The organism is Paraneptunicella aestuarii, assembly GCF_019900845.1.
In the GTDB taxonomy this organism is placed as follows: domain Bacteria; phylum Pseudomonadota; class Gammaproteobacteria; order Enterobacterales; family Alteromonadaceae; genus Paraneptunicella; species Paraneptunicella aestuarii.
On the sequence record NZ_CP074570.1, the window covers coordinates 2,873,640 to 2,889,744 of the forward strand.

The 16,105-nt window shown below is 40.7% G+C and carries 18 protein-coding genes, 3 tRNA genes and 1 pseudogene; 7 read left to right on the plus strand and 15 right to left on the minus strand.

What is annotated here, in order from left to right; translation table 11 throughout:
• The 3 genes from pxpB to KIH87_RS11040 are packed head-to-tail and all read right to left on the minus strand — an operon-like array spanning window position 1 to window position 2,278.
• Complete coding sequence (gene pxpB / locus KIH87_RS11030; protein ID WP_232357933.1) at window positions 1-720, minus strand: 5-oxoprolinase subunit PxpB; 720 nt, start codon at window positions 718-720, stop codon at window positions 1-3.
• A gap of 30 nt (window positions 721-750) precedes the next feature.
• Window positions 751-1,482 carry a 5-oxoprolinase subunit PxpA gene (locus tag KIH87_RS11035; protein ID WP_232357934.1) on the minus strand — a complete coding sequence of 244 codons (732 nt, stop codon included), beginning with the start codon at window positions 1,480-1,482 and terminating at the stop codon, window positions 751-753.
• Complete coding sequence (locus KIH87_RS11040; RefSeq protein ID WP_232357935.1) at window positions 1,472-2,278, minus strand: alpha/beta fold hydrolase; 807 nt, start codon at window positions 2,276-2,278, stop codon at window positions 1,472-1,474. The genes KIH87_RS11035 and KIH87_RS11040 overlap by 11 nt, the downstream gene beginning before the upstream one ends.
• Window positions 2,279-2,471: 193 nt before the next feature.
• Between KIH87_RS11040 and KIH87_RS11045 the strand changes: the two genes are divergently transcribed.
• The 3 genes from KIH87_RS11045 to KIH87_RS11055 all read left to right on the plus strand — a co-directional run bounded on the left by KIH87_RS11045 (window position 2,472) and on the right by KIH87_RS11055 (window position 4,390).
• Window positions 2,472-3,185: a rhomboid family intramembrane serine protease gene (locus KIH87_RS11045; protein ID WP_232357936.1), complete on the plus strand. Its 714-nt coding sequence runs from the start codon at window positions 2,472-2,474 to the stop codon at window positions 3,183-3,185.
• A 194-nt stretch (window positions 3,186-3,379) separates the two neighbouring features.
• On the plus strand, window positions 3,380-3,664 hold the full coding sequence (locus KIH87_RS11050) for an NDNF family FN3 domain-containing protein (RefSeq protein ID WP_232357937.1): 285 nt from the start codon (window positions 3,380-3,382) through the stop codon (window positions 3,662-3,664).
• A 135-nt stretch (window positions 3,665-3,799) separates the two neighbouring features.
• Complete coding sequence (locus KIH87_RS11055; protein WP_232357938.1) at window positions 3,800-4,390, plus strand: CBS domain-containing protein; 591 nt, start codon at window positions 3,800-3,802, stop codon at window positions 4,388-4,390.
• A 91-nt stretch (window positions 4,391-4,481) separates the two neighbouring features.
• Here KIH87_RS11055 and KIH87_RS11060 read toward each other — a convergent pair whose 3' ends face one another.
• Together KIH87_RS11060 and KIH87_RS11065 are read right to left on the minus strand one after the other, a co-directional pair.
• Window positions 4,482-5,870, minus strand: coding sequence for an alpha-amylase family glycosyl hydrolase (locus KIH87_RS11060; protein WP_232357939.1), 1,389 nt, complete (start codon window positions 5,868-5,870; stop codon window positions 4,482-4,484).
• 166 nt (window positions 5,871-6,036) lie between these two features.
• Window positions 6,037-6,585: a hypothetical protein gene (locus KIH87_RS11065; protein WP_232357940.1), complete on the minus strand. Its 549-nt coding sequence runs from the start codon at window positions 6,583-6,585 to the stop codon at window positions 6,037-6,039.
• A 164-nt stretch (window positions 6,586-6,749) separates the two neighbouring features.
• Here KIH87_RS11065 and KIH87_RS11070 point away from each other — a divergent pair, with 164 nt between their 5' ends.
• Together KIH87_RS11070 and KIH87_RS11075 are read left to right on the plus strand one after the other, a co-directional pair.
• On the plus strand, window positions 6,750-7,226 hold the full coding sequence (locus tag KIH87_RS11070) for a helix-turn-helix domain-containing protein (protein ID WP_232357941.1): 477 nt from the start codon (window positions 6,750-6,752) through the stop codon (window positions 7,224-7,226).
• A gap of 49 nt (window positions 7,227-7,275) precedes the next feature.
• On the plus strand, window positions 7,276-7,797 hold the full coding sequence (locus KIH87_RS11075) for a transposase (protein ID WP_232357942.1): 522 nt from the start codon (window positions 7,276-7,278) through the stop codon (window positions 7,795-7,797).
• Here the strand turns inward: KIH87_RS11075 and KIH87_RS11080 are convergent.
• Window positions 7,794-8,823, minus strand: a protein-coding gene (locus KIH87_RS11080; protein WP_232357943.1) for an IS630 family transposase whose coding sequence is annotated in 2 segments (ribosomal slippage) — window positions 7,794-8,369 and window positions 8,371-8,823 — 1,029 coding nt in all. Because the reading frame shifts where the segments join, the coding sequence is not laid out codon by codon here. The two genes, KIH87_RS11075 and KIH87_RS11080, sit on opposite strands and share 4 nt — an antisense overlap.
• Before the next feature lie 82 nt (window positions 8,824-8,905).
• On the opposite strand from KIH87_RS11080, the pseudogene KIH87_RS11085 reads away from it, so the two are divergent.
• A pseudogene (locus KIH87_RS11085) lies at window positions 8,906-9,079 on the plus strand (transposase); the annotation flags it as partial.
• Between the two features lie 201 nt (window positions 9,080-9,280).
• On the opposite strand, the gene KIH87_RS11090 reads toward KIH87_RS11085, so the two are convergent.
• From KIH87_RS11090 to KIH87_RS11130, 9 genes are all read right to left on the minus strand, one after another.
• Window positions 9,281-9,367 (minus strand) — tRNA-Leu (locus tag KIH87_RS11090).
• A gap of 34 nt (window positions 9,368-9,401) precedes the next feature.
• Window positions 9,402-9,475, minus strand: a tRNA-Cys gene (locus tag KIH87_RS11095).
• An 8-nt stretch (window positions 9,476-9,483) separates the two neighbouring features.
• Window positions 9,484-9,559, minus strand: a tRNA-Gly gene (locus KIH87_RS11100).
• Window positions 9,560-9,740: 181 nt separating this feature from the next.
• Window positions 9,741-10,331 (minus strand): CDP-diacylglycerol--glycerol-3-phosphate 3-phosphatidyltransferase, encoded by a 591-nt coding sequence (gene pgsA, locus KIH87_RS11105; RefSeq protein WP_232357944.1) that lies wholly within the window; start codon window positions 10,329-10,331, stop codon window positions 9,741-9,743.
• 236 nt (window positions 10,332-10,567) lie between these two features.
• Entirely contained in the window at window positions 10,568-12,394 is a 1,827-nt protein-coding gene (gene uvrC / locus KIH87_RS11110) for an excinuclease ABC subunit UvrC (protein ID WP_232357945.1), read from the minus strand.
• Window positions 12,394-13,038, minus strand: coding sequence for a UvrY/SirA/GacA family response regulator transcription factor (uvrY, locus tag KIH87_RS11115; protein ID WP_232357946.1), 645 nt, complete (start codon window positions 13,036-13,038; stop codon window positions 12,394-12,396). Before uvrY ends, uvrC begins: the two co-directional genes overlap by 1 nt.
• A 1,014-nt stretch (window positions 13,039-14,052) precedes the next feature.
• The gene (locus tag KIH87_RS11120) at window positions 14,053-14,259 is read right to left on the minus strand and encodes a hypothetical protein (RefSeq protein WP_232357947.1); all 207 of its coding nucleotides are present in this window, start codon (window positions 14,257-14,259) and stop codon (window positions 14,053-14,055) included.
• A 79-nt stretch (window positions 14,260-14,338) separates the two neighbouring features.
• Window positions 14,339-14,800 carry a hypothetical protein gene (locus tag KIH87_RS11125; RefSeq protein WP_232357948.1) on the minus strand — a complete coding sequence of 154 codons (462 nt, stop codon included), beginning with the start codon at window positions 14,798-14,800 and terminating at the stop codon, window positions 14,339-14,341.
• Window positions 14,801-15,009: 209 nt separating this feature from the next.
• Complete coding sequence (locus KIH87_RS11130) at window positions 15,010-15,303, minus strand: hypothetical protein (RefSeq protein ID WP_232357949.1); 294 nt, start codon at window positions 15,301-15,303, stop codon at window positions 15,010-15,012.
• Window positions 15,304-15,476: 173 nt separating this feature from the next.
• Here KIH87_RS11130 and KIH87_RS11135 point away from each other — a divergent pair, with 173 nt between their 5' ends.
• Window positions 15,477-15,716 carry a helix-turn-helix domain-containing protein gene (locus tag KIH87_RS11135; protein ID WP_232361469.1) on the plus strand — a complete coding sequence of 80 codons (240 nt, stop codon included), beginning with the start codon at window positions 15,477-15,479 and terminating at the stop codon, window positions 15,714-15,716.
• Window positions 15,717-16,105 lie beyond the last annotated feature (389 nt).

Here is a 16,105-nt window from a genome sequence, read left to right on the forward strand (position 1 = left end):
TTATCCTTGTTTTAACAAAGATTGATATTCCTGTTGCGAAACCGATTGAAACTTAACTCTGTCACCCACTGATAACCTTGATATATCTGGGCTAGACAGATCAAACATTGGAATGGGACAGTGACCGATAATATGCCAGCCCCCGGGTGAATCAGTGGGGTATATCGCCGTTTGTCCTTCGGCGATCGCCAGCGCACCTTTGGGAACAAAGGTTCTCGGAGTGGTTTTACGAGGCAGTCTAATCCTCTCAGAAACACCATCCATATAAGCAAAACCAGGAGCAAAGCCAACAGCAGTAACCTGATAAATAACGCGACTATGAATCTCGATAATCTCATCCAGCTCAAGCTTTAACTCTTTACTTAATGACACTAAATCCAGCGCCAACTCGCCACCATAGAACACTGGAACGCTCACGATATTTCTATCGTTGATACATTCTTGAAGCCACGCCTCATTTGTTAGCAATGATTCCAAGCGAGATTTTGCCTGTTTGTAACCAATGAATATCGGGTCATAAAAGACAGTGATGTTATTATTGGCAGGAACAACATCATAAAAATCCTCGCATCCTCTGAGCAGCGCAGCTAATGACATCACCTGAAAAAGCGTTTGTTCACTGTTACTGTCACCAATATAAATGGTAAAGGCGTTGTCAGCATTAGCCCTCACCTTAAGCAAAGATGCCAATCCACTGATTTCAAAAGTTGATGTAATCAAATGACGAACCGATAATTGTAATTAATGAGATTAAGAGCCTTTCATGGTTTGGTGGACTATCCGAGCCTTCGCTAAAGCCCCTTCCCCATCACTATGAATACAAATTGAGTCCACTTCCAACGGGATCAGCTTGCCGCTTTGAGTCTTCACTTCACGATCATTTTTCAATCGTTTCACCTGCTCTTCCACTTCATCAATATGTAACACAGCACCAGCGATTTGACGCGACGCGAGCAAGCCAGCATCGGTATAAAGACGGTCTGCGAAGGCTTCAAACATAAGCTCAACACCGTGCCGTGATGCGATTTCTCTCGCTTGGTTGTTTTCAGGCAAGGACTGAACCATAAGCTTGATAGGACGATGATATTCATTGATAGCTTTAGCTACAGCATCCAGCACTTCCGGCTTCACCATCATATCGTTATATAAAGCTCCATGAGGTTTTACATAGCTGACCTTTGTGCCCAGAGAATGTGCCATGCCATCTAGTGCAGCAATTTGATAAAGCAGCATATCCGTAATGAGCTCAGGCGCCATATTCATGCTGCGTCGACCAAAGCCTTGTAAATCAGGGTAAGCAGGATGAGCACCAACAGAAACATTATGCAGCATGGCTAAAGATAAGGTCTTTCGCATACCGGATGGATCACCGGCATGATACCCGCATGCAATGTTGGCTAAATCAATAAGCTCCATAAAGGCTTCGTCATGCCCCATTGACCAAGCGCCAAAGCTTTCACCCAAATCACAATTAATCTGCACGGTTAGACTCCATTTCATCAATCAGCTCAACTAATAGTTTAGCTGCATGAACAGGTTGCTCTAGTGGAAACAAGTGCCCACCTCGATGAAATTGACGATGCTGCATGGGAAATAAGCGTAGCAAACTACTGACCATGGCAGGAGGCAACACTCCTCCGTCTGCCGCAGTGACCAAGGTTGCGGGAACCTTAAGCTTGCCTTTCAAATGGTGCAAGTTATGAGGAACCGAATGAAAAATATCAGCTTCTACTGATGCCTTAAAAGCAAGACGTTTTTCATTATCTTCAGACAAAATACCCGCCTGAACATAGTCATCCAATGATTCATCTGAAAATTGATTGAATAATGGTTTGCCTCTGAAATAAGCATGAACATCTTCATCTTTTCGCCACACTTGCTTTCGGGTTTCCGCTTTACCTGCCGGAGTATAACGAGAGGTCAACCCAGTCAGCTTCATTAAGCGTATAGCGTAACTTTTCCAGCCGGTGAATGCTGGCGGCTCCATCATAATAAGCCCTTTGAATAGATCAGGGCGGGTACAGCATGCCTGTAGTGATAATGCAGCACCAAAAGAATGCCCTACGGCATAAACGGGTGTGTCGCTATTGTTTTCAACAAACTCGATCATTTCATTGATTTGGTTTTGCCAGTTGTTGGACACCGGGAACTTAGGCTCATGCCCGTACATATCCTTTGCAATAATTGAATAGTTATCTGGCAAGGCAGCAAAAAACTGGCGATAGGTTTTACTCGGAAACCCATTTGCGTGAGCAAAATTTAATACTATTGAGGACATCGACTATTTGACCTGCTATTTAACTAAAAATGAAAAGTTCATTGCTTACGCATAAAACGGACTCAGACCCTAACAAAATAATATGGCTTTGCAAACTCAGTTCCAAGCCTTCTCGCGCACTTCCCCAAAATAGAAACGTAGTCTTTTCATATTCCCCCTTTATTTTTACCCAAGGCTTCCCCATATCGGATTTATGAACACGACACCAACATTCAAATCGGCAATAACTAAAACCTGTCTTTTCGTTTTAGTGCTTTGGCTCATCAAAACCAGTGAGCAATTATTCCATTTAAAACTACAGCTCCTTGGTGTGTATCCCGGTGAACTATCAGGGCTTATCGGTATTTTAACCGCACCTCTAATCCATGGCTCTTATGAGCATTTGTTTAGCAATACACTCCCTACTCTAATTCTGGGAACGGTACTTTTTTATGGTTACCCGAAATCCAGCAAATGGGTTATTCCGTTGGTCTGGATTGGTTCAGGAATCGGTGTTTGGCTGTTTGCTCGAGATTCTTACCATGTTGGCGCCAGTGGCCTGACTCACGGTATTTTCTTTTATTTACTGATCACCAGTATTTTACGTAGAGACAAACGCTCAATTGCCTTGATGATGATCGCCTTCTTTATGTATGGCAGCATGGTGCTGACCATACTCCCCAGAGAACAACAAATTTCCTTTGAATATCATTTGTTTGGAGCCATATTTGGTGTCTTGAGTGCGGCTATATTTTACAAATGGGATCCGAAGCTGGAACGTAAAAAATATGATTGGGAAAATGAGCATGAACCTGATGATCCGTTACCCACAATAGAAAATGATGAGATTGATCTGATTGGCGATGCCTGGAAATTAGACAATCAAGCCTATGATGATATCAAGTCATACGATAAATACAGGCATTGAATATCCTCGTTCTACTATGAAATATTCATTAACAATTAAGAACAACACTCAATAAACAAGATTTCGCCGAGTTCTGTTTCCTATGCTATCGTTAAGATAAGCACAAAGGGAATTAAAGAATAAGGATGTTGTCGCTGTATAAATCAGAGAAGACTAATAAGTCGACTAATAAGGCTAAATAAACGAGAACCGAAATGAAACGCTTACTACTCTATTTTAGTTTGCTTCTCATTAACAGCGTAAACGCTGATGTCGGCTTACTCATGTTCGACAACCCAGCGGGTTCTGTCATTGCCTTATCAGATACTCCAGACAATGAAAGCAATAATGTCGAATTTGATAGTGACGATGCTATTGTTTCAACGCTTCATGAACTGACTTCCTCCCCTCAATATCATTATTATTCTGTTCTCGCAGTTCATTTGTCTGAACAGACATCAACGGCATACTCAATAAGAGCACCACCTTCATTGGCCTGAGCTAAACACGCTTTATAAACCTGCATTCGCAGGAAAGATAACAAAAAGCCGTGTAGCTCAATCATCATTCGTTATCAATGTGTATCGCCATTAATGATGGCAATTCGAGTGAGTCCTTTTTTGGAGTATAGTCCAATGAAAAAATTACATTTTTACCATGTATCCAGCGTTGATGAATTAGCCCAACCTCAAGAAACTAATCAGATTACCCTGGATTCACCAGCTCTTACTTTTTTAACTGACTTCAGCGTAACTGAGCCATTAATGATCGACTCAAGCGCATCGGCCATTGAAGCTAAAGAGCTAATGCAAAAAACCCATGTTCGCTTGCAAATGGTCGTTGATGAAAACAATCATTTTGTTGGCATTATCAGCGCTGATGACCTGATCGATCGCAAGCTGGTTATGAAAGTCTCGGAAGGAAACCTGCGTAACGAAATTCCAATCACTGAAATGATGAGAAAGAAAGAATCGTTAATGGCACTGGATATTGAAGAGCTGTCACGTGCCAATATCCGTGACGTGATTAACGCTCTTAGAGATAGCGGTCAGCAACATGCCTTAGTCATCTCAAGAGATAACCACAAAATCAGGGGGATTTTCTCAGCCAGTGATATTTCAAGAAAACTGCACCTACCTATTGATATTCAAAGAAGATCAACCTTCTTCGATGTCTTCATGGCAATCAATAGCAAGCATGTTTCAAACCTGGCAGTAGCTTCTTAAGATCAATAACCCGTAGAGATAACACACAAACAAAAAAGGTGCTCTGGTAAAAATCTGAGCACCTTTTTATTTTTGAAGTTTTATAGAACTACTACTTCACAAAAACCTTAAATTCCCATGCAGGCAGAATCACGCTAGAGTCGGCGGACATAAAAACCTCATCGCCAGAAAAAGCATCCTGATAACGTCCATGATACAGCTTTTCTTCAAATTTCACTTCACGTGCGGTATCGGAAAAGTTAAATACTGCAAATACCTTGTCTTGTTCATTTTCCCGCACAAAGCTGAGCACGCGTTTGGGATTATCATTCGGCACGTGAATCATTCGAGCGCCATATTGTCCATTCCATAACGCAGTATTTTTATGTTTAAGCGCAAACAATGCTTTGTATAAATCCCCAATTGGATGTGCTTTCCACTGAATAGGATCCTTTTCAAAGAACTTGAGACGACGGTCATTACCTGCTTCCTGACCGTTATACATCATGGGTACTCCTTCACCGATAACACTTAACGCGATTACCGTTTCCAGTGCATCACCATAATTCTCAAACATGGTACCTTCCCAAGCATTGGAATCATGATTGGCAACATGAGTCATACGATAAGCTTCTCTGGGAAAAGCACTTTCATTCCATGAATAGTATTTAAATAAAAGAGGCATATCCGCCTCGCCACGCACAATCTTGTGCATATATTCACTCCAGCTCCAGGCATAAGTCATATCGAAGGCGTAGGCGTGCAAGTCACGAGACTCCCACTCAGCCAGCATAAACACAGGTTTCACGCTGTCTAACTCTCGTCTAACCGTATTCCAAAAATCAACAGGAACAAATCCGGCGACATCACAACGGAAACCATCCATCCCCACTTCCTGAACCCAATATTTCATAGCAGCAGTCATATATTCACGAATACCGGGTTGAGAATAATCAAGATTAATGATGTCAGACCAATCCCACCACGGCGTTGGGCGAAAATCACCTTTATAGTCACGCTGATACCACTCCGGGTTTGTCGTGCGTAACTCATTGTCCCATGAAGTATGATTCGCCACCCAATCCAGGATGACTTTCATACCCAATTCATGAGCCTGATTGACAAAGAATTTCAAGTCATCCAGAGAACCAAATTCAGGGTTAACACCATAGTAATCTTTAACAGAGTAAGGACTGCCCAAAGTACCTTTACGGTTCAACTCACCAATAGGATTAACGGGCATCAGCCAAATGATATCAATACCTAATTCTTTCAACCGAGGAAGCTGTGCGGCAGCAGCTACAAATGTGCCTTCCTCAGTAAACTGACGGGTATTCAATTGATAAAGAATGGCATTCTTACTCCACTCAGGATGTTTAACTTTGACGTAAGGCTCAGGTGAGTATTGGTCATTTTTCGAATTTGAATAGGATTCAGTAGATTGACATCCTAATAGTGAAAACATGAAAAGAAATACCAGAACAGTGCAACGTGACAACATAGATTCTCCAAAGCACAAGCGAAATTAATCGTTTAAGATAGCAGGCAAGATAACGTCTCAAAAGCAGTGCATTAAATCAAGTAAAAGCGTAGAAGATAAACCTGGCGCAGCAAACAAGACGTATTCGAGCCAAATTCTGGATACCCTGTTTGAATGGAAGGCGGTTTTAACTATGAGCCTCCATAATAATAGTTTTTGGCTCTCCCTCAACATCACAGTCGAGTTTGTCATATTCGAGATCAACATACTCAATTTGAGATTCAGTCAAATGTTTAATAAGTGGCTTAGTCGCTCCTCTAAAACAAAACCACACCACCCTGTCTACAGAATCTTCGTTGTTTAAAATACTAATATCTTTCCTGACCTGAGCTCTCGTAGCGCTGTTCAGCCTCGCAAACCCAGATTTAATTTCTATTGCTACAGCTTGATTCTTTGAAAATAAATCAATTCTTCTAACCCCATAAGGAGTCACAAATGACACTTGCTTATCAAAATCAGTAATACCAAAGGTATTGCCGATAATCACTTCTGCCATGACTTCAAAGATGGAGCCTCTTGTTCTATTTTGTAACGGAATTATGTTTTTAATAATATCGTCTAAAAATGGTTTCCCGTGTGCATTTATATCCAAATTAGAAGACTCAAAAACATTTACTAACATTGCCTTTGCTTTTCTTTCCCTGTGCTCTTTAAGCCCCTTTATATATTTTTTCATCACTTATATCTCATCAAGCCAGCTTTTCCAAAGCGTTAGATATGGCAGCAACCTATAGTGACTATGCAGCGTTTTAGGAAGAACAATGGGCTCTTCATCATTAACGGGGGACACAGGCATTAATTAAACTGATTTTGCGAAGATCATTTAATGGAGCAATACCCATGTCCCACGCAGGTGCCATTTTAGGCATAAAAGAATTAATAATTGAAGAGGTCTTTAGACATGACAGCATTGATGTTTGGGCGAGGCCGTTCAACAGAACGAACTGTAAGCATTGTGATAGCAACAGGTTAAGGATAAAAGCCACACACAAGAGAACCATCAAGCATACCCGCCAGGGTAATCAGCTGATGACCTTGCACCTGAAAGTGCCAAAGTATCACTGCTTGGACTGTGGGCGTTATTTCAGGCATCAATTTAAAGGCATTCTACCGCGGTTTCGGTCTTCTGAAGCTTTTCGACTAGAAGTCTTTGAAGCGCATCACGAAGGCGTAACGCAACGTAAAATTTCACGGATTCACGGCATTAGTCCTGCGACCGTTGAACGCTGGTATCAGTCTTTGATTAATCAGAAATACAAGGAAGTCAGGCTCTTCATCATTAACGGGGCGCACTTGTCCTCGAATATTAGGCATTGATGAACACTTTTTCACCAAGAAGAAAGGGTACGCCACAACCTTTGTTGATTTGAAAAACCATCGAGTCTTCGATGTTAAACTGGGACGTTCAGAGCCAAGCTTGAGCCGCTATCTAAAAAGGATGCAGGGACGTGAGCAGGTTCAGATAGTCGTCATGGATTTATCCGAAACCTATCGTCGAATTGCCCAACACTACTTCCCTAACGCCATTATCGTGGCTGACCGTTTTCACGTTGTTCGACTGATTAATCATCATTTCCTCAAAGCTTGGAAGCAACAAGACGAACAAGGCCGAAAGAACCGGGGATTACTCAGCTTGATGCGTCGTCACGAATGGAATCTGAGTGATAAGAGCCGAGTGAGATTACACGCATATCTGGATAATTATCCTGTATTAAAAGCGCTCTATGATGTGAAACAAAAGCTGAATCGGTATGTTTTACTTAAAACGGTGAATAAGCGCCGTATGCAATCCAAACTACCGGGCTTTCTGGCATTGTTGGAGCAGATGAAAGCCAGCCCTCTCAAAGCGTTGGCGAACACCTTAATACCAATCCCATTAAAAACCTAGCCATTTAACTGTGCCCATTTTCTGGTGCATAAAGAGATAACACGATGGGTATCTTTGACAAATGTATTCCAGGCGTCACTACATGCATCCACGATATCTTCATACCCTTCAAATATGCGATTGGATAGTGCGTTCTGACGAAGCCAACTCCATACCTGTTCAACCGGATTCAGTTCCGGCGAGTAGGGAGGAAGCTTTAGCATACGAATATTATCAAACTGTTGGATCGTGTCCTCTGTATGCCATCCTGCGCCATCCATGATGACGACAGCCATTCGCCCCGGTTTAGTACGTTCAGAAATCTGTTTCAAGTGCAATGTCATTGCATCCTTGTTGACCCACGGCGTTATGAGCGCTTCTGTTTCACCGGTTGCGGGACAGACAGCACCGAAAAGATAGGCATATTCAAATTGTTGCTGTTTGACTGCGCGTGGGCGACTGCCAGTTCTTGCCCATAAACGAGAGGTGGTATTTTGCTGACCAAAGCGAGCTTCATCCTGAAACCAGATATCAACATTGTTCAGAGGCAGATGTCCTGGACAAAGTTTGATCACATTAATCTCCAGTTTTTTTAAACTCTTCCTGAGCATTTTGCGATTGCTTTGGATGTTTTGAACGGCTGGAAATCCATGAAAAACCCCATTGATGCAAGAGACGGTAAATGTTGGACATTTTATAATCCACATTCAGATGGCTCGATATCCAGGCTTGGATATCGGCTCCCGTCAGTCTTCCCCCGACATCAGAACGACTATGATATTCAATATAGCGAGATAGCTTTTTTATCTGTTCTGATGACAGCGATGCAGGACGACCGGGAGGAGATTTGGCATCCAGGCCATCAATTCCTTTATCCAGAAAAGCCGCTACCCATTTATTTACACTTGCCCTGCTGACCTTAAGTGTTCTAGCTATTTGTGCTTTGTTCATTCCTTCACTGTAATGAGCCAATGCAAGTAACCTGATCCTTTTAGCTGCGTTAGTTTCCTTTTTGGAAAGCGCTGTGAAATCTATCTTTTTTAGCATCTAATTATCTGTTTTGTCTTCACTGACTTAATTAGATCATACTTTTAATGGGATTGGTATAACATCCTGGCTACAACCTATTGTAGCTATGTGGAGGTTCAGAAAAAGCAATGGCATAACTGAAGGTTTCCACAACAAAATGGAAATGCTATCGAGAAGAGCGTATGGTTTCAGGAATTTTGAGAATTATCGGTTAAGAGTAATGACCCATTGTGGATGGGATGGAATAATTAATCGAACGAGGAATGAATGCTGATCCCCCGTTTATTGGGTAGAGCCTTCAGGAATTTTGAGAATTATCGGTTAAGAGTGATGACCCATTGTGGATGGGATGGAATAATTAATCGAACGAGGAATGAATGCTGATCCCCCGTTTATTGGGTAGAGCCAATTCAAACGGTTTCGGAATTTATTAAAAAAAACCGCTTAACCTATTGATTTTAAAGACTTTGGAAATTGGTGCCCGGGGCCGGACTTGAACCGGCACGAAGTTGCCTTCGAGGGATTTTAAATCCCTTGTGTCTACCAATTTCACCACCCGGGCACTGGAATTTAGATAACCTAAATGATGTAAAACTTGGAGGCGGGTCCCGGAGTCGAACCGGGGTGCACGGATTTGCAATCCGCTGCATAGCCACTCTGCCAACCCGCCAAAGGTTGTGGAGCGGGAAACGAGGTTCGAACTCGCGACCTCAACCTTGGCAAGGTTGCGCTCTACCAACTGAGCTATTCCCGCAGTTTGCGCCGGTATTTTTCATTGCCGCCGCAAAATGTGATGTGCATTCTACAGTTAAGATGTTGACTGTCAATAACAAATTTAAGGACAAATGTTTAACTGCTGAATTTTTAACTTGCGCCAAATTATTTGACCAGCGCATTGTATGGAGTTTGGGTAGTTTCGTACAACTACCAGTGTGTTATAAGTTAGTTTTTTGGGCTATTAGTAGATATTTTTTCGCAGCAATAAAGTATTGCATCATCGAAAAGACTGACAGCACTGTCGCTATATATAGCAGAATATATCCTAGGGATACCCAATATATTGGGATCTCCAAATCCCCTATCGCCAAAATTTCAAGTTCTGATAACAAACCGATCAACGCTAACATTTGCGCCATCGTTTTTGCTTTTCCCCAAAAAGACACTTTTACTGTGTCTGATTGACCATTTGTTGCCATCCATTCTCTCAAAGCCGAAACAAAAATTTCTCTCGCCATTAACAAGACAGCAGGAATAGTAATCCATGGAGTAGCGTATGTGTGGGTGATCATTAACAGCGCCGCAGCAACAATTAATTTATCCGCCACAGGATCCAAAAACGCACCAAAAGGCGTGGACTGACCTAACTTTCTTGCAAGATATCCATCAAACCAGTCTGTTACAGCCGCAAACCAAAAGATAAACGCAGCTAACTGATGAGCCCATTTCCAATCGATGTAATACACAACGACAAATACCGGGATCAGCATCACTCGCATAATGGTTAACATATTTGGGATGTTCAGCATATAAATTCTTCTTATTAGAGGTGTTTTGTTGAACAGGTTTCCTATTCATCTCCGGTATCAATCAATAAACACGCTACCAAAGAGAATTCACAGGATTAAATCAACTCTGTTTGGCTACAATTTCATCAAACCAAACATAACAACACAATTACAACTAAAAAAACAAACATAATCAGAAATGAAGATATATCCATTTTTGATATTAATATTCGACTCGGATGTACAATTCTTATCACCTAGTTATGTAGATGATCATAGATCAAAGATGCTAACTCCGGGCTAATCCCGGGAACATTCGCCAGCTGTTCTGAACTGGCATTTAAGACTTCTTGCATTCCACCAAGGTATTTTAACAGGCTTTGTCTGCGTTTCGCACCCACACCAGGAATAGATTCCAATTTAGACTGGGTCTTCACTTTCTGGCGTTTATGGCGATGCCCTGCAATCGCGAAGCGATGTGACTCGTCGCGGATATGTTGAACTAAATGAAGAGCCGCAGAATTAGCAGGCATAGGAATGGTATCGTGACTTCCTGCCATAATCAGAGTTTCTAACCCTGGTTTTCTTGAAGTGCCTTTCGCGATACCTATAAGTAGTGGCGTTCTAGCCCCCTGCCACTGATCAAAAAAAGCCTCAGCTTGAGCTAATTGCCCTTTACCACCATCAATAAACACGATATCGGGAATTTTCTCTTCTGCCGCTGTGATTTTATATCGGCGTTTTAGCACTTGAGCCATAGCAGCGTAATCATCACCCGGCGTAATGCCTTCAATGTTATAACGTCGATAATCTGTTTTTAAGGGCCCTTCCCGGTTAAAAACAACACATGACGCCACAGTTTGCTGGCCTGAAGTATGAGAAATATCAAAGCATTCCATACGCTGCAATGGTTGCTGCAACTCTAAAATAGATTCCAGCTCTAAAAACCGTGCTCGAACAGATTTTTGGTGAGCCTGTTTTGCTTCCAGAGCATTTTCGGCATTCGTATTAGCCAATTGCAAATACCGCTTCTTTTCATCACGAGCACCATAAAAAAACTGAATTTTGTGGTCAGCCTCTTTGCCAAGCAAATTACTAATCTCTTCTGCATCATCAAGCTTCATTGGCAATACAATTTGCTTTGGAATCGATTTATTGCCCGCTAAATAAAACTGCAATAAGAACGAATGAAATACGTCTTTTTCATCTTCATCAGAAGAAGGGACTTTCGGAAAATAACTTTTGCTCCCCAAGAGCTTATTATCTCGAATAAAGAAAGCCTGAATGCAGGCAATACCATTACGATAAGCAAATCCAAACACATCCAGCTCATCCTGATCGCCACTCACCCACTGCTGTTCCTGAACTTTTCGAAGTGCGGCAATTTGGTCGCGATATCTGGCCGCCTTTTCAAACTCTAGGTCACGACTACTCTCTTCCATTAGTCCCACCATGGTATCAATCACTTGATGGCTTTTTCCTTTCAAAAACATACGAGCCAAATTCACTTGCTGTTGGTATTCATCATCGGAGACAAAACCTTCAACACAAGGAGCGGAACAACGTTTTAGCTGATGCTGTAAACAAGGGCGCGTTCGAGCTTTGTAGTAAGCGTCTTCACATTGCCGAACAGGAAAGATCTTCTGCATTAACCGCAAACTCTCTCGCACAGCCCAAGCGCTCGGATATGGGCCGAAATACTCACCAGATTCACGCCGAGAACCTCGATGAATAGCTAACCGTGGATGTTGATGACCAGAAAGAAAAATAAATGGATAAGATTTATCATCGCGAAGTAAAACGTTATAACGCGGCTTATATTTCTTTATATAATTGTTTTCAAGAATATAAGCCTCTGTTTCACTGTGAGTAACAGTGACATCCATATCCGCTATTTGCCGAACTAGCGAAATAGTCTTTGGGCTATCCAGATTAGACTTAAAATAGCTACTAACTCTCTTCTTAAGATTTTTAGCCTTACCCACATAAATAACTTCCTGCTTCTGGTTATACATTCTGTATACACCAGGCTGTTGGGTAAGGCTTTTTAGAAAGGCTTTATGATCAAATGCTGATTGCACCATTACAACTGCTGAGGATTAATCAAATTATGGCGCAATGCCAAATGAGTTAATTCAACATCCGAATCAACATTGAGTTTTTCAAACATGCGATAACGATGTGTGTTAACCGTTTTAGTGCTGATATTTAACTGGCTTGCTATATCAGGCACCTTAACGCCTTTAGTCAACATCAGCATAATCTGAAGCTCACGCTCAGATAATTGCTTCAAAGGGTCTTCGTCGTTAGAATCGAACTTGGCAAGCGCCATTTGTTGCGCAATTTCAGGCGTAATGTACTTCTGCCCTTTGGCCACTTTTTCAATTGCACGAATCATCTCTTGAGGATCCGCTTCTTTGGTCAGATATCCAAAGGCCCCCATTTGCATAACCATCGACGGAAACGGGTTTTCCTTATGAACAGACAAAGCAATAACACGCACATCAGGACAAATCCGTAATACCTGTTTTGTTGCTTCCAAACCACCAATCCCAGGCATACTCATATCCATCAACACAACATCAGGAGGCGATTTACGACACATTTTAACCGCTTCCTCACCCGTTTGTGCTTCACCTATTACATTGAATCCTTCCACATCATCCAAAATACGACGGATGCCAGTTCTCACTAAATCGTGGTCATCAACTAATAGAAGTTTAACCAAGCAATAGCTCCAAAATGAATGAGCCTAAAGCAATGTCTAACCAAAATACCATTCCTGATATTGAAGGCATTACCATAGGCGAATAAAATTATCAGAACAGCTCTATGAAATTTTAAAGTCCAACATAATTATCGATCATCGGTAGAGATGTTCACTTAATCGATTCCATCCATCGACAGTTTCCTTTCTGCCTTGACCAATATTTTTTGCAAAACATCGTTCAACAGTACATTTAATAATCCAACGATCCTTACACTCTTTGACTCTTTGAGGCTCAGATGGAACACCACCGCATCGGCAGCCTAACACTATCTCTTTGTCTTGTGAGTCCACGCCCCTTCCTTTCAGAATATTCACTGTGTAAAAAGCACAGCTTAAAGAGCCCGTAGTCTACATCATTTTTTACTCACAATAACATCAATTATCGGTTTAACTGAGCAATTAACCAACAATCAAGCAAAGACCAACACATCAGCGGTTTACGTTTTACCTCAGCCAGTTACATAGGGTTATCGTAAATTAAGCGTCTCACTCAATAATGCGCCATCATTTTGTACATTAAGAGCAAGGAATAACGATCATCAACTAATTGCATTTCTGTATCGGCAGCGCATTCGCAAACATGAATAATTTTAAAATTCAGTTAGTTATTACGCAACATAACTTCACATTGACAAATAAAACCAACCTTAAAAATGAAAAACACACCTTTCAAATATGCACACCTGAACATCCAGTTTTATTGAACCATTAAGAATTCATTAATTAATTTTACCCTGTCGGTCATTTAAGTAAAAAGCAAACAAATTTTAAGCGTATAGAAAACTGAAATTAAATCTTTACCAAATAAAAAAATTTCAAATATAAGAAAAAACAACTTATATTATATTTTAAATACAACTAGCTACTTCTAAACCACTTCCCTGTGAGCTATAAACTAAGCTAGCCCCCATTTAACTCTATTTACCTTCCAACCAAAATTATTTTTATTATTATAAATCAACAGGTTGTCAGTTATCCATTAGTATCATCTGAATTGGGATCAGGTTGTTTTGAACCAGACTGCGGTACAATAACCCCTCCCTCTTTATATATTGAAATAACTTTAAATTTAAATGAATCCAGCCAATTATCTTCTGCTGCGGCTTCGGGAAGCGCAAACAAACTTGAAGCAAAAACAGTAACAAATAGTGGAGACTTAATTTTATTTAGTAATTTCATAGATTTCCTCATAATTTAATTTCAGGGTAAATACACCCGAAATAATTATGGAAGAAGTATGAAAACTTATCTAATTAAATCACACTTTAACAATGTGATTTGACTGCATAAACTTGTAGCTTGTAGCCAATATGGATGCATGCTCAAGGATATTAAAATATGCTTTAAATGTAGGAGCAGCATCATAAACATGACGAGCTTGTAAAAAGAAATACTCGGTTAATGAATGAACATCGTAGATACCATATTGGGCATAATGCCCTTTTATTGACTCGAACTGGAACAAATATTCAAACAAATCAACTAAAACAGGAAGGTCTTCTATATGACGATACCAATGCTCAATAAAAGACATCATTGTGACAAACAGGTACACCGCATAGATGCCAACCAATAAAAAATCAGCCCGGGTTATACAATATTGCTTGGCATCAAAACTTCCGCGTTGGAAGTTCTCCCAATAACTGAGGAGAGGAATTTTAAAAATAATGAGTAAAACAGTGGTTACATCAATGAATATATAAGTAGGATAAAAAACCATTGGCCGATTGCCTCCAAGCCAATGCATTAGCACAACCTCTAACAGCCTCATCGCTATTATGATGATGATAAGACTATATATGTTGATGTGCTGACGATTCTCATAGACAGCCCACAACCCGACGGCAATAAATAATGAGTCGAGTAGTGGATCGTTACCTATGTTTGTATATGTAAGAAAAGATGCGAGAAGAATTACCGCAAATCTTATCATTTGATGCCAAGTTGCTTTAAGATCGCCGTTCCATAACGGGATCGCCTTATCAGATCCTTAATATCATTCCTTAGTTCTTTAGCAACTTCAAGTCCACAATAGGTCCAAATAGCCATGACAAGCTCCATCGGTGCCTGCGATTCCCCTAATCGGTAACGATATAAGGACTTCTCGTCCAAATCAAAATAGTCACAAATTTCTTTGTATGATTTACCCGATCGTGCAATCGCAGCTTCGATGGCTTGACCGTAGGCAACCGCAAGGATGTTATCTTTACCTTTTCTAGCCATTTTAGCTTACTTCCAATTATTTAATTATAAATTTTTTGCGATCTTATAACAATCAGGGCAACTTTGCCCGATTTTCTTTGATACTTTGCCAATGTTGTTCAATTACGTTTTCAATACGTGCAATTAGAAGGTTCAAAACAGTAGTGTACATTAAAGGTTCAGATTTGCGTAAGATGAGATTGCAGGCCGCCATGACCACTGTGAAAATGGCTCAGTTTGCCGATGTAAGAACTCGCAAAACGTACGAAAACTGGGAAAAAGGTGTAGGTTCTCCTACAGTTAACCAGTTCATAGCAATGGCAACGGCTTGCGGTTATAGCCCGCACAGTTTGATTAGGCAGTATATAGAACGCGCCAATCATAAAACTGAAGTTGACTATAATGTTGCGGCATTAAAAGCAGAAGAAGCCTAAGCCGGTATTCCCCGGCTAACTTCTTTTAAATCTAAATATAAATTCTGTTTTTCATAGACTAACTTAAACGTGTTAGCCCTTTCTTTATTGCTTCCTTCATATCAAGGAAAAATTAATACTCGCAAAGTAAATACTTTATAGCATTTCGTTCACTGAAATGCCTTTGGGTAATAATAGCCCCCTACCAGACAAGAATTTCGAATGAAGATGTCAGAGAATATTTGCATCTTAATGTCAAACTGAACGATATCGTATATGAACTCGGAATATCCGAGTATTTAATTTCAATATTGATCAATAAATAAAGCGACGATGAATATTTACTACCACACTATTTCAATTGAGCGTATGAAACCTGTAAATATAAAGACGTGATCTCATCGGGAAAA